24 protein-coding genes are annotated in these 21869 nt (G+C 68.6%); 13 read left to right on the top strand and 11 right to left on the bottom strand.

Annotation, left to right across the window (positions count from 1 at the left end; all coding sequences use genetic code 11):
- Positions 1-220 precede the first annotated feature (220 nt).
- Positions 221-667: a YbaB/EbfC family nucleoid-associated protein gene (locus ATK36_RS10440; RefSeq protein ID WP_245914600.1), complete on the bottom strand. Its 447-nt coding sequence runs from the start codon at positions 665-667 to the stop codon at positions 221-223.
- Positions 668-781: 114 nt separating this feature from the next.
- Here ATK36_RS10440 and ATK36_RS10435 point away from each other — a divergent pair, with 114 nt between their 5' ends.
- From ATK36_RS10435 to ATK36_RS10425, 3 genes are all read left to right on the top strand, one after another.
- Entirely contained in the window at positions 782-1408 is a 627-nt protein-coding gene (locus tag ATK36_RS10435; RefSeq protein ID WP_098511069.1) for a TetR/AcrR family transcriptional regulator, read from the top strand.
- 162 nt (positions 1409-1570) lie between these two features.
- The gene (locus ATK36_RS10430; protein WP_098511068.1) at positions 1571-2782 is read left to right on the top strand and encodes a cytochrome P450; all 1212 of its coding nucleotides are present in this window, start codon (positions 1571-1573) and stop codon (positions 2780-2782) included.
- Between the two features lie 14 nt (positions 2783-2796).
- Entirely contained in the window at positions 2797-2991 is a 195-nt protein-coding gene (locus ATK36_RS10425) for a ferredoxin (protein WP_098511067.1), read from the top strand.
- Between the two features lie 71 nt (positions 2992-3062).
- Here ATK36_RS10425 and ATK36_RS10420 read toward each other — a convergent pair whose 3' ends face one another.
- The 3 genes from ATK36_RS10420 to ATK36_RS10410 form a co-directional block, all read right to left on the bottom strand.
- Positions 3063-3308, bottom strand: a complete 246-nt coding sequence (locus ATK36_RS10420; protein ID WP_245914598.1) for a putative acetyltransferase — start codon at positions 3306-3308, stop codon at positions 3063-3065.
- Entirely contained in the window at positions 3305-3496 is a 192-nt protein-coding gene (locus ATK36_RS10415) for a hypothetical protein (protein ID WP_098511066.1), read from the bottom strand. The genes ATK36_RS10420 and ATK36_RS10415 overlap by 4 nt, the downstream gene beginning before the upstream one ends.
- A gap of 180 nt (positions 3497-3676) precedes the next feature.
- Positions 3677-6214 (bottom strand): terpene synthase family protein, encoded by a 2538-nt coding sequence (locus ATK36_RS10410; protein ID WP_245914596.1) that lies wholly within the window; start codon positions 6212-6214, stop codon positions 3677-3679.
- Positions 6215-6468: 254 nt separating this feature from the next.
- On the opposite strand from ATK36_RS10410, the gene ATK36_RS10405 reads away from it, so the two are divergent.
- On the top strand, positions 6469-6765 hold the full coding sequence (locus ATK36_RS10405) for a GNAT family N-acetyltransferase (protein WP_098511065.1): 297 nt from the start codon (positions 6469-6471) through the stop codon (positions 6763-6765).
- Between the two features lie 124 nt (positions 6766-6889).
- On the opposite strand, the gene ATK36_RS10400 is transcribed toward ATK36_RS10405, so the two are convergent.
- Positions 6890-7396: an SRPBCC family protein gene (locus tag ATK36_RS10400; RefSeq protein WP_098511064.1), complete on the bottom strand. Its 507-nt coding sequence runs from the start codon at positions 7394-7396 to the stop codon at positions 6890-6892.
- A gap of 215 nt (positions 7397-7611) precedes the next feature.
- Between ATK36_RS10400 and ATK36_RS10395 the strand changes: the two genes are divergently transcribed.
- From ATK36_RS10395 to ATK36_RS10355, 9 genes are all read left to right on the top strand, one after another.
- Positions 7612-8628: a S1 family peptidase gene (locus tag ATK36_RS10395; protein WP_098511063.1), complete on the top strand. Its 1017-nt coding sequence runs from the start codon at positions 7612-7614 to the stop codon at positions 8626-8628.
- A gap of 81 nt (positions 8629-8709) precedes the next feature.
- A complete protein-coding gene (locus ATK36_RS10390) occupies positions 8710-9561 on the top strand; it encodes an SCO6745 family protein (protein WP_098511062.1) in 852 nt (283 codons plus the stop codon).
- An 84-nt stretch (positions 9562-9645) separates the two neighbouring features.
- The gene (locus ATK36_RS10385; RefSeq protein WP_098511061.1) at positions 9646-10401 is read left to right on the top strand and encodes an SDR family NAD(P)-dependent oxidoreductase; all 756 of its coding nucleotides are present in this window, start codon (positions 9646-9648) and stop codon (positions 10399-10401) included.
- A gap of 340 nt (positions 10402-10741) precedes the next feature.
- Complete coding sequence (locus ATK36_RS10380) at positions 10742-11011, top strand: hypothetical protein (protein ID WP_141544416.1); 270 nt, start codon at positions 10742-10744, stop codon at positions 11009-11011.
- Between the two features lie 2 nt (positions 11012-11013).
- The gene (locus ATK36_RS10375; protein ID WP_098511059.1) at positions 11014-11637 is read left to right on the top strand and encodes a DUF3558 domain-containing protein; all 624 of its coding nucleotides are present in this window, start codon (positions 11014-11016) and stop codon (positions 11635-11637) included.
- A gap of 232 nt (positions 11638-11869) precedes the next feature.
- Positions 11870-12325 carry a hypothetical protein gene (locus tag ATK36_RS10370; protein ID WP_141544415.1) on the top strand — a complete coding sequence of 152 codons (456 nt, stop codon included), beginning with the start codon at positions 11870-11872 and terminating at the stop codon, positions 12323-12325.
- 2 nt (positions 12326-12327) lie between these two features.
- The gene (locus tag ATK36_RS10365; RefSeq protein ID WP_098511057.1) at positions 12328-12951 is read left to right on the top strand and encodes a DUF3558 domain-containing protein; all 624 of its coding nucleotides are present in this window, start codon (positions 12328-12330) and stop codon (positions 12949-12951) included.
- Positions 12951-14324: a hypothetical protein gene (locus tag ATK36_RS10360; RefSeq protein WP_098511056.1), complete on the top strand. Its 1374-nt coding sequence runs from the start codon at positions 12951-12953 to the stop codon at positions 14322-14324. The genes ATK36_RS10365 and ATK36_RS10360 overlap by 1 nt, the downstream gene beginning before the upstream one ends.
- A gap of 8 nt (positions 14325-14332) precedes the next feature.
- On the top strand, positions 14333-15103 hold the full coding sequence (locus ATK36_RS10355) for an ESX secretion-associated protein EspG (RefSeq protein WP_098511055.1): 771 nt from the start codon (positions 14333-14335) through the stop codon (positions 15101-15103).
- 24 nt (positions 15104-15127) lie between these two features.
- On the opposite strand, the gene ATK36_RS10350 is transcribed toward ATK36_RS10355, so the two are convergent.
- From ATK36_RS10350 to ATK36_RS10325, 6 genes are all read right to left on the bottom strand, one after another.
- On the bottom strand, positions 15128-15538 hold the full coding sequence (locus ATK36_RS10350; protein ID WP_098514775.1) for a VOC family protein: 411 nt from the start codon (positions 15536-15538) through the stop codon (positions 15128-15130).
- Positions 15539-15552: 14 nt separating this feature from the next.
- Positions 15553-15975, bottom strand: a complete 423-nt coding sequence (locus ATK36_RS10345) for a hypothetical protein (RefSeq protein WP_098511054.1) — start codon at positions 15973-15975, stop codon at positions 15553-15555.
- On the bottom strand, positions 15975-16793 hold the full coding sequence (locus tag ATK36_RS10340; protein ID WP_245914594.1) for a heavy metal-binding domain-containing protein: 819 nt from the start codon (positions 16791-16793) through the stop codon (positions 15975-15977). The genes ATK36_RS10345 and ATK36_RS10340 overlap by 1 nt, the downstream gene beginning before the upstream one ends.
- A 10-nt stretch (positions 16794-16803) precedes the next feature.
- On the bottom strand, positions 16804-17604 hold the full coding sequence (locus ATK36_RS10335) for a heavy metal-binding domain-containing protein (RefSeq protein WP_098514773.1): 801 nt from the start codon (positions 17602-17604) through the stop codon (positions 16804-16806).
- 100 nt (positions 17605-17704) lie between these two features.
- Positions 17705-18931 (bottom strand): GGDEF domain-containing protein, encoded by a 1227-nt coding sequence (locus ATK36_RS10330; RefSeq protein WP_098511053.1) that lies wholly within the window; start codon positions 18929-18931, stop codon positions 17705-17707.
- 1704 nt (positions 18932-20635) lie between these two features.
- Positions 20636-21868, bottom strand: a complete 1233-nt coding sequence (locus ATK36_RS10325; protein WP_098511052.1) for an MFS transporter — start codon at positions 21866-21868, stop codon at positions 20636-20638.
- Between the last annotated feature and the right edge of the window lies 1 nt (position 21869).

Here is a 21869-nt window from a genome sequence, read left to right as displayed (position 1 = left end):
CAGACTCAGAGTCCGTGAAGGGCCCCTTCACGGACCCGGGACAGGTCTGGCGCACAGCGCGAGGTGGTCGGGCATCTCGAACACCGCCGCTTCGCCTGCTTGCCGGGCGTGATCGACGAAGAGGGCAGGTGTCGTCGATGATGACGCGGCAGCCACGGCTCTCTCTGCTGATCACGGGTCCTTCGACCGACTTTGCCGGGACCCTGGGGAATCCGGGTGATCAACTCGGCGAGCCGGGAGCCGTGGTGCGGGACGAGACCACGATCCCCGGCGGCAGCGGCGACCCCGGGTCCGTGCCCGATGTCGGCCCGGCGGCCGGGTCCTCCTCCGGGGGCGGCAGGAAGGACCGGACCACGTCCATCATCTCCGAGTCGCCCGCCAGCGGTTCCAGTGCCTCGGCCAGGTCGCGGGAGACTTGGCGCTGGGCTCTGCCGTAGGTCTGCATGATCGCGGCGGTCAGCCGGGCCGCGCCGCCGCGGGAGCGCAAGGCCCGGTCGTCGATGCGCAGGGCCCGCATGGCTCCATTCGGGCTCACCCGGACCGTGATCAGGCCGTCCGGGGAAGTGGCCGCACCTTCCGCGGTGGCCAGTTTCTCCTGCAGTACCAGGCTTTTCGCCTGCAATTCCTCGATCTGGTGCTGGAAATCGGCCAGCCAATCCTCGCTCACCACGAAAAGCTATCCATCGGGCGGTCCCGGAGGGTGAATCCGAGATGGCGCCCCGGTGACGAAACCGGCCGGGCCGGGGCGCGGGTGTGGCGGCGGGGCAGTAAGAATAAGGAGATGCCGGAAGAGATCGAGGTCGGTGCCCCGCGCACACGCAACCGGTGGGGTGAGGGTGATCGGCTGCGCGGGGAGATCCTCGACGCGGCCAGCCGGCTGCTGTCCGAACTCGACGGCGAGGACGGGCTCACCATCCGCGGCGTCGCCAGGGCGGTCGGGATCGCGCCGGCCAGTATCTACCAGCACTTCACCGACCGGGCCGCGCTCGTCGCGGGGCTGATCCGGTACGAGTTCGCCCGGCTGCGCGTGCTCATGGAGGCCGCCGAGGCGCAGGTCGGCCCGGAGGACGTGGTGGGCCGCGTCCGCGCGCTCATCCATGCCTACTGCCGGTTCGCCATGGACCACCCGGGTCATTACCGGCTGATGACCGCCAACGGTTCGAGCCGCCAGTCGCCGGACGCCCGGCCGGTCGGGCCGCTGGTCGAGATCCTCGATCTGCTCAATGCCGCGTTCGCCCGCTGCGGCGAGGCCGGGGTCCCGCTGCGGGTGCCGGTCGAACGGGCCGGGGTGATCGCCTTCGTCGGCGCGCACGGCCGGGTCGCGCTCTTCCACACCTCCGCCGCGCACACCGGCCCGGACGCCGTGCTGGCCTTCGCCGACGAACTCGTCGACCTCGTTTTCGCCTGAGCCACGGGCGTTTCTCCCGATTCGCCCCGGGCTGCCCTGGGCCGTCCCGGTGATCTTGACCCGGCTGGTGGCGAAAAGTTCACCAGCATGCCTAACATGTGTTCAGTAAGTATCCGAACAATCGTTTGGTGACTTTCTGCAACCTCATGAAAGGAGGAAGGGATGTCGGAGAGCTTGTCCGACGCGCTGGACTACCCGATGGCGCGGGGACGCTGCCCGTTCGATCCACCACCGGAACTCACCCGCCGGCTGCACGACGAACCGGTGTCGCGGGTGAGGATCTGGGACGGCAGTGAACCGTGGCTGCTCACCCGGTACGACGATGTGCGCGAGGTGCTCACGAGCCCGCAAGTGAGTGCCGACACCGAAAACGCGGGGTACCCGGCCCAGTCGGCGGGGCTCAAGGCGCGGCGGAACCGCGCCAAAGCGTTCATCAGCATGGATGATCCCGCGCACGCCGCCCAGCGCAGGTTGCTGACCGGCGACTTCATGGTGAAGAAGGTCGAGCGGCTGCGGCCCCGGATCCAGCAGATCGTCGACGAGCTGATCGACGACCTGCTGGCCGGCCCGAAGCCGGCGGATCTGGTTCAGGCCTTCGCGCTCCCGGTGCCTTCGCTGGTGATCTGCGAGCTGCTCGGCGTGCCCTACGCCGACCGCGCGTTCTTCCACCGGGTCAGCAAGATCCTGGTCGCCCAGGACGTGACGGCCGAGCAGTCGCTCGCCGCGATGGAGGAAATGCTCGCCTACCTCGGAGATCTGGTCGAGAAGAAGCTCGCCGACCCGGGTGACGACGTGTTCAGCAGGCTCGCCGTGGAGCAGGTGGCCACCGGCGGGATGACCGTCGGGGAAGTCGCCGCGATGGGCCAGCTGCTGCTGGTGGCCGGGCACGAGACCACGGCCAACATGATCGCGCTCGGCACCGCCGCGTTGCTGCAGAACCCGGACCAGCTCGCCGCGGTGCGGGAAGGCGACGACAAGCTCGTGGCCAACGCGGTCGAGGAACTGTTGCGCTACCTCACCATCGTGCACACCGGACGGCGTCGGGTGGCGCTGGAAGACTTCGAGGTCGGCGGAACCCGCATCCGCAAGGGCGAGGGCCTGATCGCCGCGGGCGACGCCGCGAACCGGGACGCGACCCAGTTCCCCGAGCCGGACAAGCTCGACGTGACCCGCAAGGCGCGCCACCACGTCGCGTTCGGCTACGGCGTGCACCAATGCCTCGGCCAGCCGCTCGCGCGCGTCGAGCTGCAGGTCGCCTACCGCACGCTCTACCGGCGGATCCCCACCCTCGCGCTGGCGATTCCGCTCGGCGACGTGAAGTTCAAGCACGACATGCTGGTCTACGGGGCCCACGAACTCCCGGTAACCTGGTGAACGGAGGGAACACGATGAAGGTGGTCGTTGATCAGTCCCGATGTGTCGGGGCGGGACAGTGCGTGCTGGTCGCGCCGGAGGTGTTCGATCAGCGCGAGGAGGACGGGATCGTGCTGCTGCTGGAGGAGAATCCGCCGGAGGAGCTGCACGACCGGGTGCGCGAGGCGGCGCAGATCTGCCCGGCGCTGGCCATCGAGCTGGCCGGCTGAGCCGCCGGCGGGCGTCGCTCCATTGTGGACTCCCGTGCCGGCTCGGGTTTCGCCGCGGTGGGGCCCGATCGTCACAGGTTCCGGCGCCCCGCGCGAGCCGTTTTGCCCGGTGGTGGCGGCACCGGCTTCGCGGCGACCACGGCGTCGAGCGGAACCACTACCAGCCCGCGCTTGGTCTCCACGGTGCAGGTGCTCGCGTCGCGTTCGCGCAACGGGCCGAGGGCGTCGGTGAACCCGCCCTCGACGCGGTAACGCACCACGACCCGGGTGCCCAGCGGCAGCTCGGTCAGCCTGTTCAGCGGAAACGGCATGCTCATGAAGCGACCTCCGAAGGGACGGCAGGGGATGTGTCCTCGGCCGCTCCGTGCTCCGGATGGCCCAGGAAGGTGAGCGGGTGAGCGGCCCGATCCACCGGGTGAGTACCGGATCCAGTGCGCACGACCCGGCCGCCCAGCTTCGCCCGCGTGGTCGCGTGCCCGAGGAAGTGCAGGTTCACACCGCTCATCCCACGAGTATCGCCGCAGGGGCGGGCGTCGTTCGGCGGAGTGGCGGGTCGCACCCGCCGGGCGACGGTCGGGCCAGGGCTGGTGCGGCCGGATATGGTGCCGGGCGGGGTGCGGATGCCGTGGCGGGTTGCCGGGTGAGTGTGGTGTGCGGTGGTGCGGGATTTCGGGCAGGGGCCTGGTCAGGGGGCAGGGGTGTGGATCCGCAACGCCGTCGTGCCGAGGCCGGTCGGCCCGGTCGGGAGGGTGACTGGTGTGGCTGACGAGGCCGGTGGTGTACCGCTGGGTGAGGTTGCGGTTACTGGTGATGCGGCAGTGGGCAGTGTGACGTCCGGTGCGGCTGAGATGTGTGGTGCAGCAGTCCATGGGGCGGCGGCGGGCAGTGTGACGCCCGGTGAGGCTGAGGCGTGTGGTGCGGCTGTGACTGCGGCCGGTATCAGGCTCGCAGCCGAGGTGCCGATCGCAGAGGTCGCCGCCAGTGGCGAACCCAGCGACGAAGCAGCGTCGACCGGCAAGCCGGGACCGGAGCTGCCGAGGACAGCCGACATCCCGATCACCGGTGCGCCGGAAGAAGCTGTGGCAAAGGGTTCCGCCAGCCGGTCCAGCTCCGCGTCGGTGTAGCGCACGCATTCGCGGTGCCAGTTGACCACTCCCGCGATCCAGTTCCGCAGGTCTTCCACGTAGGTGGTGAGCGTGCTGCGGGCCGCCTCGTCCAGGTTGTGGTCGGTGCACAGGCCGGGCAGGCCGATCTCGGTCGCGTGCCGGAATTCGGCCAGCCGGGCGTGGAGCAGGTCGGTGACGATGCCGAACGCGCGGTCCTGGTCCACGTCGAGGAACGCGCGGACCACGAGCACCGCGTTGTGCACCTCGCCCTCGTACTCGATTTCCTTGCGGTAGGAGAAGATGTCGTTGACCAGGCCGCCGAAATCGGCCGCGGAGTGTTCGATCGCCTGGATCACCCGGGTCCGGTGCAGGTCCGGCGGGACCGTCTCGGCCTGCGTGATCCGGTTGAGGGCCATGGTGAGGTCGGCGCCGAAGGTCCGGCGGCGCATCTCCACGTAGTCGATCGGGTCCGGGATGCGGTTCTGCGCCTGGTTGGCCAGTTCCCACAGCCAGCTCTCGAGCATCACCTCGACCGTGCGGCGGAAGGCCTCCCGTCCCTCGGCGTCCATCGAGCCGGTGGTGCGCGGCCACAGGTCGGCCAGCCCGGCCTCCAGCGGATTCTCCGCGGCCGGTACGGACTCGCCGCGCGTCGGCAGGAACAGTTTGAGCCGTTCGGTCATCGCCTTGGCCGCGGGCAGATCCCGCGTCGCGCCGAAGACCACCGGGTAGTAGTCGTCGCCGTAGGTGCCCCAGGCGAGCCAGCCGCTGGTGAGGTCGAGCTGCTCGGCCGAGGCGTCCGGGTGGATGCCGGCGGCGCACAGCGGCAGGTCGATCCCGCGCATCCGCTGCTCGTCCCAGACCAGGTCGTCGATGATGCCGGTGCGCCGGCACCAGCCGACGAGGTTCTCCCTGGCCTCGGCCAGCCCCGGGTTGAGCCGCAGCGGGAAGGGGATCGGGATCTCCGGCAGGTCGATCGGGCCGACCCGCTCGTAGGGCTGATGCGCGAACGACCGTGCCCGTTGCGGGGCGGTGGCGAGCATCGACGAGAAGATCCGTGCGGCCGACGTGCCCAGCCCGGTCGGTTCGCTGAACGGGCTGGGCACGTCGCGGGCGTCGAGCGCGCCTTCGTTCATGTAACGGCTGGAGCGCAGGTGCCATTCGTGCCCGCCGGATTGCCAGTCCTGCAGGCCCTTGACGTAGGCGAAGGTCTCCGTCCGCCCGGCCGGATCCACCGCGTGCTCGTCGAACAGCGCGGGGACCTCGGTGAGCGCGGTGTGCTCGAACTGGTGCAGCCGTGAGGTGAGCAGGTCGTTCACCGCGTCCGCGGCCTCCTGCGTGCCGCAGCCGAGGAACTTCTCGAACACCAGCACACCGTTGGACAGCTCGCCCTCGTCCTCCACCTCGCGCTGGTAGGAGAACAGGTCGTTGCGCAGGTGCACGGCGTCGGCGAAGCAGTCCCGCAGCACCTCCATCGGGCGCATCGCGGCGATCTCGTCCGGCACCTCGGCGTGCACCGAATGCTCGATCAGGTTCGCCGACCACGGTGCGCCCCCGACCTTCCGGCGCATCTCGATGTACTCGACCGGGTTCGACACCCGGCCCTCGTTGATGTTCGCCAGTTCCCACAACGATTCGTCGAGCAGGTTGCGGGTGCTCTCCCGGAATCGCCGGCGCCAGCCCGCGCTGCGCTGGGGCACGGTGCGGTTCCACAGATCCGCCAGCCCGCGTTCCACCGGGTTCCCCGGGATCTCGGTGATCTCGCCGGTGGCGGGCATGAACCGGCCGATCCGGTCGAGGTATCCGCGGGCCTGCTCGATGTCCCCGGTGCGCTTGAACAGTTCGAGGAAGTGATCGTCGAAGTAGAACACCCACACGTACCAGTCGGTGACCAGATCGAGTTCCGCGGCACCGGCGTCGGGATGGGTATAGGCGCACAGCAAGGCGTAGTCGTGCGCGTCGAGGTCCCGTTCGGTCCAGATCACCGTGCCGTGCTGGGGCACGTCGATCATGTCCATCTGATAGGCCCACTGCTTGCAGTGCGCCCGCGCGCCCGCGAGATGCGGGTTCAGCCGGGCGGGATGGGGCAGATAGAACTCGGGCAGGACGAACGGCTGCACGCGCGGTCCCTTGCCTTCCGGATCGGTGCTCGACGGACCCCATGAGGCAAACAGACCGGCGCCGGGCCGGGAAGATCCCGGACGTCGTGCCACCCCAACGATGCCGAGGCTCGCCCGGCCGGCCGAACCGCCGCCGGCGAAGGGACCACGCGGTGTGCTGCCGCATCGCTCGTCGGTGGCGGTCAAGCCGACATTCGGGAAGCCTGCCGTGGCCCGGATGTGGTGTGCTGGGTGCCCGAACGCGAGGAGTGGTGATGAGCGAAGAGAACCGCGTCGTCCGCAATGACGAGAAGAACCGCTACGAGCTCTACACCGGCGGCGAACTCGCCGGCTTCGCCGAATTCTCCCCGCGGGAGCGCGAGATCGTGTTCACCCACACCGAGATCGGCGACGAGTTCGGCGGCCGCGGGCTGGCCAAGGTGCTCGCCTCGGCCGCACTCGACGACGTGGTGTCGCGCGGCAAGACGATCGTGCCGGTCTGTCCGTTCATCGCGGGATATCTGCGGAAGAACGACGGGTACGTCGAACACGTGCGGTGGCCGGGGGAGTGAATCGGGGCGTTCACGGGGTGGCGTTCAGGGTCCCGGCAAAGTTGGTCGAGGACCTGTGATCAGCAGAGAGAGCCGTGGCTGCCGCGACCGGTTTCGGGTCTGTGAAGGGGCCCTTCACAGACCTTCACAGCCCTCCGCAGTCTGCGCAGTCGGCGCAGGTCCCCTCACACCGACTTTGCCGACACCCTGGGGTGGCGTTGGCCATCCGGTCGGCGAGGATTCCGCCGCGGGCGAGCTGAACCTCCCGGGCGCGCGTCGCGGCGAAGCGCAGCAGACCGAACGGTGCGTGCAGGTGCAGGGTGTCCGTTACGTCCGTGCCGGTGTCGTTCGGACGCAGGGCGAAGCGGTAGTCGATCCGGACGCCACCGGGGGAGACGACCCGGCCGTGCACGGCTTCGCTGCCTTCGACGTTCAGTGTGACCGCGATTCGGTTGTCGTAGCGGAGAAAACCCAGGAAGCGAAACCGTTCCACCGCGACGTAACGGGTCGGCCCGGGACCGTGCGTCACTTGCCGCACGGCCACCACGAGTGGGGAGAGCCCGACGTAGTTGTCCGGATCCGACAGGTGTACGGCGACGGCCGCGGGCGGGGCGGCGACCGGGAATTCGTGGCGCAACAGGATTTCGGGCACAGCCGAGGGTAACCGGGATCCGCCCGGCCCGGCTCCGTTGCGCCGGACGAGTGGTCGGGCGCCGGATATGTCCGGAGAATGGTTATTAACCAACCTTAGTCGGTGGTGCAGTGGTTGCCGAGCAACAACAGTGGGAAGCATCCACCCCCGGTGCGCGGCGCGGGCCGCGCGGGGTCGGTCCCCCCACCTAGAGAGCACGACTGGAGGAAGATTCGATGACTTCCCGGAAGACGCTCCTCGCCGGATTCACGGCGTTCTCGGCCGCGGCACTGACCGCCGGCCTGTGCATCAATTCCGCTTCGGCCGGCCCGCTCGCCTTCGCGCAGATGCAAGCGCAGGCCGTCACACAGGCCAACCAGGTCGCCGGCACGCTCGGCGCGGCCAGCGGCGGGATCTACCTCGATCGCGGCAAGGCGGTCGTGAACGTGACCGACGCGGCGGCCAAGGACAAGGCCGAGGCGGCCGGTTTCGCCACCAAGACGGTCAAGTACAGCTTCGCGGCGCTGACCAACGCGAAGAACAGCATGGACTCGGTCAAGAACGTGCCGCAGACCGCCTGGGGCATCGACACCAAGTCCAACCAGGTCGTGGTGAAGATCTACGACGCGGCTTCGCCGGCGGTCAAGAACAAGGTCACCGCGGCGGCGGCGAAGCTCGGCGACGCCGCCCGTATCGAGCACCGCAGCGGCAAGCTGGCCACCTACATCGCCGACGGCGACTCGATCACCAACAATCAGGTCATCTGCTCGCTGGGCTTCAACGTGACCAAGGGCGGCCAGCCGATGATGCTGACCGCCGGCCACTGCACCAACGAGGGCGGCACCTGGTCCGGCGGCGACGTCTCCGGCGCCCAGATCGTGCAGAGCGACTGCCCCGGTGCGGACTCCGGCCTGCTGACTCGCCCGAACGGTACCGGTGACGGTGCGATCAACACCGGCCAGAAGATCACCAGCGCGGGTACGCCGACGGTCGGCGAGAAGATCCAGAAGCAGGGCCAGACCACCGGTGGCGGCAGCGGCGAGGTCACCTCGGTCGACGAGTCGGTCAACTTCGACGTGGGCGTGCTGAACCACGAGTTCGGCACCACCGCGCACACCGACCACGGCGACTCGGGCGGCCCGGCTTACGACGGTGAGAAAGGCTTGGGCACGCTGTCCGGCGGCGACACCCAGACCAGCTACTTCTACCCGCTGACCCTGGAGTTGGAGGCCTACGGCCTCACGCTCGCCTGAGCGCGAAGTCCTTCCGGCGGCCCGTCGTCCCTTCCCCGGGACGGCGGGCCGTTGTCGCGAAGCGGGCCTAGAGTCACGTCCATGGAGCCGAATCCGAGCCCGGCACGGCAGTTCTGGACAGCGCTGGAGCCGCTGCACGCCGTGGTCTACTTCGCCGCCGAACCCGCTCGGGCCGCGAAAACGGGAGGACTGCGCGGGTTCTGGATGGGCTACTTCGCCGGCCGCGCCGCGCCCCTGGGACCGATCGGCCCCGAGCCGGTCACCGCGATGTTCTTCGGCTTCGCCCCGCGGATGGTCGCCCGTGCGTTGCCCGACGCGTGGGGCTTCGCCGCCCCGGAGCACGTGCTGCGTACGCGAATCGAGGCCGTCGAGACGACGTTGACCCGGTTGCTCGGCCCAGCCGATGTCGGTGAACTGGTGGAGCTGCTGGAGAAGGCGGTGGCTGGATGCAGCTTCGCGGGCCGTCCGCTCGCTGCGTCGTGGGCGGCAGTGCCACGTCCGGGCCGTCCGCTGGCTCGGCTGTGGCTGGCCATCAGCGCGTTGCGTGAGCACCGTGGGGACGGGCACGTGCTGGCGTCTGTGGCTGCCGGGCTTACTGGCCTCGAAGCGAGCCTTACGCACATCGCCACCGGAGCGACTACGCGAGAGTCGGTACAGCGCGCCCGCGGCTGGACTGATGAGGAGTGGGAGGCTGCGACCGCGCGACTAGTGTGTCGTGGGCTGCTCGACGGGGACGGCAGGCTGACCGTCGCGGGCGAAGACGTGCGACGCACTGTCGAAGAGACCACTGACCGCCTTGCGGCCGACCCACTTGAAGCGCTTGGTGCGACTGCCGTGGTACGCGTACGGGAGCTGGCTGTGCCGTTGAGCCGCGCAGTCGTCGACGGGGGCGGTCTGCCCGCGCCGAATCCCATGGGTGCCGTACGGCCGTGAGAGCCGCGTACGCGGAAACGTCTCGTGCTCGATGTCGATCCCGCGGGACGCCGTTCGACGCAGGGGTGAGAGAAGGGAATCGACATGTTGCTTGAAGGCAAGAACGCGGTGGTCTACGGCGGGGGCGGCTCGATCGGTGGGGCCATCGCCAGGGCGTTCGCCGAGGAGGGCGCTCGCGTCTTCCTGGCCGGGCGAAGCCGCGACAAACTGGACCGAGTCGCCGCGGACATTCGCGCCGCGGGCGGGGCCGCCGAAGTCGCGGTGCTCGACGCGCTGGATGAGGCGGCCGTGGACAGCCATGCGGATGCCGTCGTCGCCACCGGCGGCAGCCTCGACATCTCGGTCAACGTGATCACCCACGGCGACGTACAGGGCACGCCGATGATCGAGATGTCGCTTGCCGACTACGAGCAGCCTGTGCTGAATGGCGTGCGTACGACGTTCCTCACGATGCGGGCCGCCGGACGGCACATGAAGCGGCAGGGCTCCGGCGTCGTGCTCGTCTTCGGCGGTGACGGCGACCCGGTGCGCGGGCATTCGGTGGGTGGCCTGCAGGTCGGCTTCGCGGCGCTGGAGGCCATGCGCCGTCAGCTCGCCGCCGAGCTGGGCCGAAACGGCGTACGCACCGTGACGTTGCGCAGCGGCGGTGTCCCGGAAGCGATCCCGGCAGATTTCCCCGGCGGCGCAGAACTGGCCGAGGAACTCGCGAAGCCCACCATGCTCGGCCGCACTGCCACCCTCGCCGACGTGGGCGCGGCGGCCGCGTTCGCCGCCTCCGACAAGGCTCGCACCCTGACCGCCGCGACGGTGAACATCAGCTGCGGGGCGCTGGTCGATTAGCTCGTGCCTCGGGGCGACCCCCTGGTACAGACCATGTAATGATCATCCTTCCCGGAGGTGATCACCGGGTGTTGATCAGTCCGCTAGTGTAATCCGTGGCTGACGGTCTGGACCGTTTCGGCAGTGTTAGCGGTGTTATCAGAGGGGTGGATGAGTGTCTCAACCTGCGTCGGGGCCGAGTTGGCTCGAAGGGCTCGGCTTCGCGATCACCGACCAGCCTGGCGGGGGAGGCGCCTCCGGAGGGGGTGCCGCGCCGGCAGGGCCTGGCTTCAGTCTGAGCAGTGCGGATGCCCGGAGCATGCTCAATCAGGCCAGGAGCATGTACCACGACATTGTCAACATGGGGATCGACGCGGAGGCTCTGACCAGACTCAGGCCGCCGGCGGATGAGCCGGGGAGTAATGGTTACAACAAGCTCTTGGTCGGTGATGGTCAGAATCGTGGCGCGTTCGGTAGTGGTGCGGATCAGGTCAAGTTGTACCGCGACTACATCGCTGAATTGGTAGCGCGGTTGGAGAAGGCTTTGGGGATTACCGAAGCGTCGGATGATCAGGCGGGTGTAGACGTCAAGAGGGTCTCCTCCGAGGGGGAAGGCAAGGGGTTTGCGTGACAATGTGCAGGTCATTTTTCGCGTTGTCCGGCGCCGTGGTGGCCGTTGTCGTGACTGCGGGATGTTCCGGGAGTGCGCCTGGTGCCGCGGTCAGTCCGCCAGTCCCATCACCGGCGGCTGCAGCGTTGCCGCACAGTGGTGCTCCCAAGGTTGAGCGTCCGTTGCCGGCGTCGGTGCTTTCGGGAGATCCGTGTCAGGAGGCGCTGAAGCCGGATCAGCTCGAACAGATCCTGGGGAATGCCCCGCAGGGAGAACGTCACGACAATCCTGCCCTTGGTACGGCATGTAACTGGATAAACGACACGACCGGTGCGACCGTCGGCGTGGGGTACACGACAAAAGTACATGATGGTCTCAGTGCGGTGTATCAGAACACAAGGCCACTGAGTTCGGTATGGCGCGAGTTTCCCTCTATTCAAGGGTTTCCCGCTGCCGCGCACACGACAATAAGCTCCGGTACTCAGGGCGGTTTCTGTCAGGTCAGTATAGGCATTTCTGACAGTCTGACGGTTGATGCCTCGTTGATTCTCCGCCGAGCCAAAGTAGGCAAGGCGGATGCGTGTGAGCTGGCTCCGCGGGTGGCCGACATGGTGGTCACCAATCTGCGGAAAAAAGCGGGTGTGTGAGGAGTGTCGTCCGCGACGAGATGATGGCGGCGGCTCGGAGAACTCCCGCGACTACGTCGAGTACGAGGTCATGATCCTGCATCGCCAGGGACTACTCCCCGGGAACCCTGGGGTTGAAGATCACTCTTTCCGATGTGTGTACCCGCGTGTTGATCAGTCCGGTACTGTAATCCGTGGCCGACGGTCTGGACCGTTTCGGCAGTGTTAGCGGTGTTATCAGAGGGGTGGATCAGTGTCTCAACCTGCGTCGGGGCCGAGTTGGCTCGAAGGGCTCGGCTTCGCGATCACCGACCAGCCTGGCGGGGGAGGCGCCTCCGGAGGGGGTGCCGCACCGGCAGGGCCCGGCTTCAGTCTCAGCAGCGCCGATGCCTGGAGCATGCTCAATCAGGCGAGGAGCATGTACCACGACATTCTCCGCATGGGGCCTCACGCGACAGCTTTGACCAAACTTACGCCGCCGGCGGATGAGCCGGGGAGTAACGGTTACAACAAGCTCTTGGTCGGTGATGGTCAGAATCGTGGCGCGTTCGGTAGTGGTGCGGATCAGGTCAAGTTGTACCGCGACTACATCGCTGAATTGGTAGCGCGGTTGGAGAAGGCTTTGGGGATTACCGAAGCGTCGGATGATCAGGCGGGTGTAGACGTCAAGAGGGTCTCCTCCGAGGGGGAAGGCAAGGGGTTCGCGTGACAATGTGCAGGTCATTTTTCGCGTTGTCCGGCGCCGTGGTGGCCGTTGTCGTGACCGCAGGATGCTCCGGGGACGCGCCCGGTGCCGCGGTCAGTCCGCCAGTCCCATCACCGGCGGCTGCAGCGTTGCCGCACAGTGGTGCTCCCAAGGTTGAGCGTCCGTTGCCGGCGTCGGTGCTTTCGGGAGATCCGTGTCAGGAGGCGCTGAAGCCGGATCAGCTCGAACAGATCCTGGGCATTGCTCCGCAGGGAGAGCGTAACGACGATCCTGCCCTTGGTACGGCGTGTGACTGGATCAACGACACGACTGGCGCTGCCGCAACCGTCGGTTACGTGACTCAGGTGGGCGAGGGTCTCAGCGCGGTGTATCAGAACACAAAGCCGCAGAGTTCGGTGTGGCGGGTGCTTCCCCCAGTGCAAGGGTTCCCCGCTGTCGGGTACGAGATAACCAGCGCAGGTGCGAAGAGTGGTTTTTGTCAGGTCGCTATAGGTATTTCTGACAGTCTGTCGGTTGATGCTTCATTGACTGTCCGCCGAGCCAAAGTAGGCAAGGCGGATGCGTGTGAGCTGGCTCCGCGGGTGGCCGACATGGTGGTCACCAATCTGCGGAAAAAAGCGGGTATGTGATGGGCTTGTTCGATTGGGTCGGCGAAGGCGCCAAGTGGTTGAACGAGCGGTTCGACGATGTCGAGCACTGGGTCTCGGACGTATGGCATGGGAATACCGGTGATCAAGCGGTTCCGGCGCCGGAGCTGGTCCAGAAAGTGCTGGCCAGTCAGGGCGCCCAGGATTGGCATCAGGGCGCGGGCCGGGCGACGATGCTGGCGCGGCAGAACGACGAGATGAGTGCCCGGGCGCAGCAGTTGAGTGCCGGATTGGAATCGGCCTGGACCGGCGGTGGGGCGGATGTGGCGCGGGCAAGGATAAAGCCGCTGACGGATGCGACATCGGCCGCTGCGCAGACCTACACCAGCAACGGGCAGAACCTGACGGATCTGGCGCATGGGTTCGACGAAATGAAGGCTGCGCTGCAGCCGATGCCGAAAACGCCGCCGCACAAGAATTTCCTCGATACCGCCACGCCGTGGGACACCGACACCGAAGATCAGATCAACACCTACAACCGGATGGCGCGGGAGAATCTGGATCGCTACCACGGATACCAGCAGCAGGCACAGACCAGCGGCCAGGGTTTGAAGACGGACTACGGGCAGCTGAACAAATTCGACGGCGAAGTGTCGATCGCTCCGCCGGCCCCGGTGTCTTCCTCGCCTTCGCGGCACACGCCGACGGGTGGGAGGAACAGGCATTCGTCGGCGCGGTCGGAGTTCACCGGTCCTGTCGGTGCCGGGCACACGTCACCGCCACCGGCCGAGGGCTCGGTGCCGAATGTGCACATGCCTCCGGCCGGACACCCGCTGCCGGGTGAGAATCCCGGGCCGGGCACTCCATTCGGTGGTACCCGGACTGCGGGTTACGTTCCTCCGTCCCTGCCGGACATGCGGCCTGGTTCGGTGCCGCCGCTGCCGGTCCCGGGTGCCGGGGGTGGTGGTTCGTCGTGGTCGGGTAGTGCGTTCGTGCCGGGTGGGTTCGGCCCCGGCAGCTCGTTATCCGGAGTACCCGGAGCATCCGGGGTATCAGTACCCGGAGCTGGCGGATCGGCCGGACGGGGGCTGTCGAGCGGGCCGGGCGGAGCTGGCGGACCGGTGGGTCGCGGGCTGCCCAACGGCCCGGGTGGTGGTGCGCGGTCGGGTGCCGGTGAGGAGGGCGCCGTGCGCGGTTCGGGAGGTTCGGCCGCGACCACCGGTGCTCGCGGCGGGGCCGGAATGTCCGGCATGGGCGCTCCTGGCGGCAAAGGCAAGGGGGAGGGCGACAAGGAACATCAGCGCAAATACGGCGTGGACGACGATTCCGCGTTCAGCCTCACCGACGATGACGGTGACCGGCTGGTGGATCCGCGGACCGGGTTGCCGCCCACGCCGCCGACCATCGGGGGCTGACCGCGCCGATGAACGTCCTCGACAGGCCGGTGCGGCTGCCCCGGCCGGTGTTCCTCGTGTCCTGGGAGCTGGCCGGACTCGGCGCGCCTCCCGTCGTCCTCGAGCCGGACCAGAATCACCGGACCGACGACGGTACCACCGTTTTCCGGCACCGTGCGCTCGACGAACTGGCCCGCCTCGGGTTGACCGACCCGGACGGCGGGCTCGTTCCGCGGTATCGGGCCACGCTCCGGGTGCTCGCGACTGCTCGGCGAGAGGTGTACCTCTGGAGCAATCTGCGCCGGGCAAGCGTCCGGGCCGCGGCGATGCTGACGGCCGAGTCCGGGCGGGACGCGGTGCGGTTGATCACCGATCACCAGGTCGTCCAGCTCGACCCCATCCGGCCACGGGACCTGGTGGAGAGCTTGGTGGGCACGCTTCCCGATGCTCGCGTGGCGCGGATCAGGCCGTTGTGTGTGCCGAAGGCCCAGTACGAAGACGCCGGCCGGGACTATGGCGGCGACGACCCGTTCACCGAAGCCTCCGCCCAGGCCGACGAGCTGCGTCGCCTGATGCGTGCCGATCGGGACGCGATGCATCAGCTCTACGCCGCGACCCGTGACAGTGCCGGTGAGCGCACGCGTTCCACTCCGTTGTCCGCCATCGATCTCACCCGCGAGGGCCGGGTCCTGAGCTTCGTCAGCGACGGCCCAGATGGTGACCCGCAGATCAACTTGTATCCGGGCGACCGCGCCCACGTCGCCGATGCACTCGCGCTCACGCTCGGTGGGCTCGAATAGGTACGCGACAACGGGAACAGTGCTCTAACCCCGCGCGGAAATCTGTTGCACCGACCAGGTATTCCCATCCGGGTCGGCGAAGTGGACGAACCCGATGTCGTCCAGATCCTCCGGCCGGCCGGTGCCCGGATCCGGGCCGTACCGCTGGATTTCGCTGACGTCGACGCCGCCTGCCACGAGTGTTTCCCGCGCCCGTGGCAGATCGGCGACGACCAGCTGCAGGCCCCGCAGCGAGCCGGGTGGCATCTCCGGCACCATGCCCTTGCCGAGCACGATGGAGCAGCCCGAACCGGGCGGGGTCAGCTGCACCAGGCGCATGCCAGGACCGGGTGTGCTGTCGTGGTCGAGGTGAAAGCCGACCTGGTCGGTGTAGAAAGCCTTCGCTCGGTCCACATCGGACACCGGGACGACGACCACTTCGAGAGTCCAGTCCACGCGCACACCACCGATCAAGAACCGTCGAGCAGGCGGGACAACGCTTCGCGTGCTTTCGCGTCCCGGCCGGCGAGTGCCTGCAGCTCGTTGGCGAGCACCGTAAGCCATTCCTCCAGCTCCGCGCTACGCCGGCTGATGACCACACCGCGCACGACCTGGCGGATTTCGGCGACGACGCTGCCGTCTCCGGTGGCGGTGAGCACGAGCTGCTGCTGCGGAGTGGACACGCGCACCTCGACCGGTTGACCGAGCCGCCCGGCGACGCGGTCGGCGAAGCTGCGACGGCGCTCTATCTCGACCATGCCCCGCGGCAGCGCGTCGCCGAGAGTTTCCGACAGCACGCGGCTGTACGACGCGACGTCTGCGCGGTCTGTGCGTAATGCGGCGAGCAGCAGGTGAAATTCACCGGTCGGGCCGCTCAGCTCCGAGCCGGCCATCAGTCGGTGAGGGGCAGCACGAGCTGCGGCTTGGTGATGTGATGGTCGGCGCGAAGCGGCTTCACCGCCGTGCCGATCGCGAAGAACTCCGTGGTGTGCCCTCCCCAGCGGTGCGCCAGCGAAAGCAGCTGCACCCCGACGATGCCTTCCGCGTGCAGCTGCTCGGCTTCCGCCTGCATCCGGGACATGGCCAGCTCACGAGCGTCGTAGAGCGCTTCGGTGTACTGCGGGATCTCCACGTTCTGGCCGATGTTGCCCAGCGCTTGGCGGAATCGCTGATGCGCGATGTGGTAGACGCACGAGCCCATCACCATGCCCAGCGGTGCGTAACCGGCCTGCACGAGCGTCCAGAAGTCCTGTCCGGACAGATCGCTGGTGAACGGCTTCCCGGTGTTGTTGCGCCATTCGCCGGGCTGCTCGGCCTGCACCGCGGTGCCCACCGCGATGAACTCGGCCAGGTCGTTGCCGAACTCCTTGAACTCGATTTCCAGCCGGACCGCGACGACGCCGTCCGCGCCGAGCAGGTCGGCCTCCGCCTCCATCCGCGACATGGCCAGCTCGCGAGCGTGGTACATCGCCTGGGAAAGCCGGTCCAGCTCCTGATTCTGGCTCCACCGGCCCATCTGGAATCCGACGTGGTAGATGCTGGAGCCGAGCACCAGCCCGAGCGGGCGGAACCCGGCCTCGCGCACCAGCAGGAACTCGTTCACGCTCAGATCCGAGGTGAACAGGCTGGTGGCCTGGCCTGGCCGCATTTCGGCGAGCCTGCGCATGGCGTCGTCGGGAAGGTGCTGCGCAGCGGGATTCGCAGTGCTCACGACGTCTCCTTCACGATCGGTTCAGCGGCAGGAGGGTCACTGCCGAGGTCGGTGCGGCCACCCCGGCGTGGAAGCGCGCGATCGCGGTGCCGAACACGCTCGCGACCCCGGACACGCCCACCTCGCCGAGACGCCAGGTGTCCAGCGTCATCCGGGAGACGATCGCGCCGTCGGCACCCGCGGCGCGCACGCCCTCGGCGAACTCGGCCCGCGCCGCGGAGCGGACCGCGGTGACCAGTTCGGTGTGCGCGTCGACCTCGGTGTTGCCCGCCCAGGTGTTGGTCTGGAACTGCATGTTGTAGTCGTAGAGCGCGTGCGCACCGAACCCGGTGATCACCTTCGCGGGCACCCAGCCCGCCTGCACCAGCTTCCCGACGTCGGGCCCGGACAGCTCGGTGGTGAACACGAACCCCGGCCGCTGCGCCGACTGCGCCCGCACCGCGGTGCCCAGCGCGACGAACTCGTGCATCACCTCGTCGAGCGGGGTGATCGAGAGGGCGATGCCGAGCACCCCGTCGGCGCGGATCGCGGCGGCCTCCCGGCGCAGCCGCGCCAGCGCGAGCCGGTAGCCCTCGCGCAGGAATGCGGCCTGCGTCGAGATCTGCTGTCCGGGGGTGGTGGCGATCATGGACGTCCACCCGATGCGCTGCACGACGCAGCCCATCACCTCACCCGTCGGCTCGAACCCCGCCGCCTCGGCGCCGACCGCGCCCGGCACGCTCAGCAGCGAGGTCCGCAACCCTGATTCGGCGAACCGCTCGACCCGGGCCTGCGCGATCGGCGGCAGCCCCCGCCCATCCCATTCGGGCACCCGGACCACCTCGCCTTCGTCACGTCCATCGTGACACGAGAATCGCCGCCGGTCGCCCGGTCCGGGCGACCACCGGGGGGTATGCCCGGAGAATCCCGGTTCAGCGGGTGGCCAGCTCGACCCGGTTGCGGCCGGCCTGCTTCGCCCGGTAGAGCGCGGTGTCACTGGCCACGAGCACGTCGTCGATACCGGTGAGGTGCTCGGCCGGGTAGAGCGCGCAGCCGATGGACACGGTCAGGTCGCTGATCACCGTGTCCCGGTCCGGCAACGCCACCGAGACCAGCGGAACCCGGCTGCGGATCCGGTCGGCCAGCTGGCCGAGGTGCTCCTCGGTGGGCACGTTCGGCAGCACGATGGCGAATTCCTCGCCGCCCCAGCGCCCGCAGACGTCCTGGTCCCGCACCTCCCCGCGCACCGCGATGGCGATCTCGCGCAGCACCAGGTCGCCGATCGGGTGGCCGTAGGTGTCGTTGATGGCCTTGAAGTGGTCCAGATCGAGCAGCAGGACACCGACCGTGCCGCCGCCGGTGCGCGCGCGGTCCAGGTACTGCTCGGCGATGGTGCGCCACCAGCGCTTGGTGGCCAGGCCGGTGGTCAGATCGGTGCGCGCGTCACGCTGGAACTGGGTCAGCAGCAGCCCGCGGTGCAAGGCCACCAGTGCCAGCACCACGCCGACCAGTAGCAGTGGGTTGGCCAGCAGCAGGAGTGCCGCGGTGACCAGGCCGAGGCCGATCGCGCCCGCCTCCAGCAGCTGATCCCCGAACCCGGAGAACAGCTCGGACAGCGTGCGCGGCGCACCGGACAGCGCGATCGCGGCCATCACCAGCGCGGTGTTGATCGCCCAGCGCAGTGCGGCGGCGGACACGATGATCACCAGGTCGGCCAGCCCGGGTAGGAAACCGGCGGACGGGATGCCGGGGTAGTGGTGCATGCCGAGCGCGAGCACCACGACCGCGGCCTGCGTGCCGCACAGCACGGTGGCCGCGGAGAAGATCCAGCGGTGCGGCAGCACCGGCCGTTCACGGGGCCAGATCCGCCACCACGCCACGGCGTAGGTGACCACGACCATCGCGGTGGCCAGGACCGGCGGGAGGGCGATCACCGCCGCGATGCTCCAGACGGCCTTGGTGTCCACGTACGCGACCGTGGGGGCGCGGTTGTATTCGCGCTGCCGCTCGATCCGGCGGGTGGCCTCGATCGCGACGGCCGCGCACACCGTGAGCACGCCGAACCGCACGAGGTCGGTCCGGTCGACCGGCACCAGCCACGCGGTGCTCACCGAAGCGGTGACCGCGACGACGTTGACGAGCAGCACGTAGAGGCGCACGTGGGAAGGCAACCGCCAAAGGCGCCAACCCGTGAACCACCCGGCAAATCGTCCGCGCACTCTTCACCTCACCCGATTGGCTTCTACCGTAAACGATGAGGCGCTTCAGGTGCGGCCCGCTGTCCGCACTCTGGGAGCTGCCAGTGATTTTCGCCCGGACAGCCCAGTGTCGGGCAGGTTGCAGGGGGAGGTGACCACTGTGGGTAAGTGCAACCCCTCTCGAACGTGTGAGTTACCAGCGGGACGGTCCCTTCGGCTGGTCCGTTTGGCCCACGCGCTGTCGACACTGTCCGTTATGGAGATCGAGGTAAATCACTCGGAAGTGCAGGTGGGGGGAAGGGGGTGACGACCGTGTGCGACAAGCCTCGGGCCTGGGGACCGTGACCGGTGGGTGACCAGAGCCTCAATCTCGGGTTGAGGCTTACGTCTTCGCTGGTGAGGGGGGAGTCCCACGCAGCGGGACGGCGTCCGGTGACCGAATCGAGGCGTACCGCACGCCCGAACGTCACCGGAAGCAGGCGAAATGGACTTGCCGGGCGGCCATCGGCCGCGCCGGGGCCGGGTGGGTGACCCGAGGGAGGTGAGCACTCCATGCGTGACAACAACTGGGCGGCCTGAGCTGTGGTGGTGACTTTCGGCTGCAGGACGGCGACCGGGCGTGCTGAGCCCGGGCCGGCCGGTTTTCTCGGGAGGGAGGTGTTCGGAGTGCGGGACAACAACTGGGTGCGATGAGCCGATCCGGCGTGGGCCGGTTTCGGGTGGTTTCTGCAGGTCTGGCGGGAGAGGAGGTGGTGAGCGTGCGGGACAACAACTGGAGTTGGTGAGTCGGCTTGGACCCGGGTCGTTCGGCGAAGTGAGGAGGTGCGTGGTGCGCGACAACAACTGGGCTCGGTGAGGCGGCCGTGGCCGGCAGGTTCTTCGAGGAGGGAGGTGCGTGATGCGGGACAACAACTGGATCCGTTGATCTTGGTTCGTGCCGGGTGGTCCGGCGAGGGGAGGAGGTGCCTGATGCGCGACAACAACTGGAGCCGGTGAGTTCGGCTTGGACCAGGTGGTTCGCCCGGGAAGGAGGTGCTCGATGCGTGACAACAACTGGGCTCGGTGACGCCCGCTCGGGTCAGTCGGTTCGGCGAGGTTTCGGCGAGGTGAGGAGGTGGCTTGGCGTGCGCGACAACAACTGGGCTCGGTGATCTCGGTCCGTGTCAGTCGGTTTGACCTGGTGAGGAGGTGTGTGCGGTGCGCGACAACAACTGGATTCGCTGACCCCGGCACGCGTCAGCCGGCTTGCCGAGGAGAGGAGGTGCCTGATGCGCGACAACAACTGGACCCGCTGACCGGTCCGTCCCGGGAAAAAGTCCGGCGAGGAGGTGAAAGGCATGCGTGACAACAACTGGATCCAGGGTGTCGGCAAAGTCGGTGTGAGGGGCCCTGCGCAGCCGGCGGAGGTCTGTGAAGGGGCCCTTCACGGACTCTGAGTCTGTGAAGGGACCCTTCACAGACCCGGGACAGGTCCGGCGCACACCGCGAGGTGGTCGCGTATCTCGAACGCCTCTGCTTCGCCCGCTGCCGGGCGTGATCGACGAAGATGGCAGGCGCCGTCGACGATGACGCGGCAGCCACGGCTCTCGCTCTGCTGATCACGGGTCCTCGACCAACTTTGCCGGGACCCTGACAACTGGATCTGAGACGGCCGGGGCTTGCGGATCACTGCGCCACCGGGGGCGTGGCCCCGCCGAGCGGGCTTCGGCGGGGCCGCACCGCGCGGGTCCATGCGGCACCGGCCGCGGCGGCGCACACGGTGCCGGCGACGGCCGCGATCCCGACCACCGTGGTCGGGGCGAAGGCCTGGGTCAGCGCGCCTGCCGCGGCGATGCAGAGGCCCTGTGCCGCGCGCAGGGCGGCGATCGCCACGCCGATCACCTGGCCGCGCTGGTCGGCGGGGGCGGCGAGGCTGTACTGCACTTGCGTGATCAGGTCGTGCGCGGAGAAGGCGCCCGAGAGCGTCCAGAGCACGACCACCACCGGCAGCGCGGGCGTCCAGCCGGTCGGCAGCAGCACCAGGCTGCTGGCCACGGTCAGCGGGCTCAGCCAGCGCATCTGCCGGGCCTGGGGCAGCCGGCTGATCAGCAGCGCGCCCAGCACCGTGCCGATCGGGTTGGCGATCAGCAGCCAGCCGAGCACCCCGGTCCCGCCGAGCTGGGCCGCGACCGGGACCGCCAATCCTTCCGGCACCACGTAGAACCCGCAGCAACAGGCGATGGCGAGCAGGGACCGCAGCTTCCGGTCCCGGGCGACGAGGCGGCAGCCCGCCACCAGGGAAGCCCATTGCGGCGCTCGTTCGGTCACCGAGGTGACCGGGTACGGCCGCAGTCCCCAACGCAACGCGACCGCCGACACCGCGAAGGTCGCTGCGTCCGCCCACAAGGCCCCGGATACGCCCAGCCAGGTCACCACGGCGGCGCCGGCGCCGAAACCCACGACCAGCGCGGCCTGGTACGTCGAAGACAGGATCGCCTGTCCGGTCGGCAGTTTCTCCTCGCCGAGCAGGTCCGGCAGCACCGCCTGCCGCGCGGCCTGGAACGGGCCGGCCGCCAGCTGCACCAAGACCAGCAACCCCGCGGCGACCGGCCAGGGCACGGCGGGGATCGCCATCACCGCGACGAGCCCGGCGCGCAGCACGTCGGCCGCGACGAGCACGGTGCGGCGCGGGAACCGGTCGGCCAGGCCACCGAGCGCCCCGCCGAGCAAATCCGGCAGATAGGTCAGCGCGTACGTGCCGGCTGCCCAGCCCGCCGAGGCGGTGCGGTCGAAGACGAGCACGGTCAGCGCCACCCTGGCCAGCTGATCACCCGCCACGGAAAGCAGGTGTGCCAGCCACAGCGCCCGGAACTCACCGACCCCGAACACGGTCCGGAAGGAGGGCGCGGTCATGGTCATG

The sequence above is a fragment of the Amycolatopsis sulphurea genome (genome assembly GCF_002564045.1).
Taxonomy (GTDB): Bacteria; Actinomycetota; Actinomycetes; order Mycobacteriales; family Pseudonocardiaceae; genus Amycolatopsis; species Amycolatopsis sulphurea.
The sequence above is the reverse complement of the archived record's forward strand: the minus strand, read 5'-3'. Positions and strand labels throughout refer to the sequence as shown.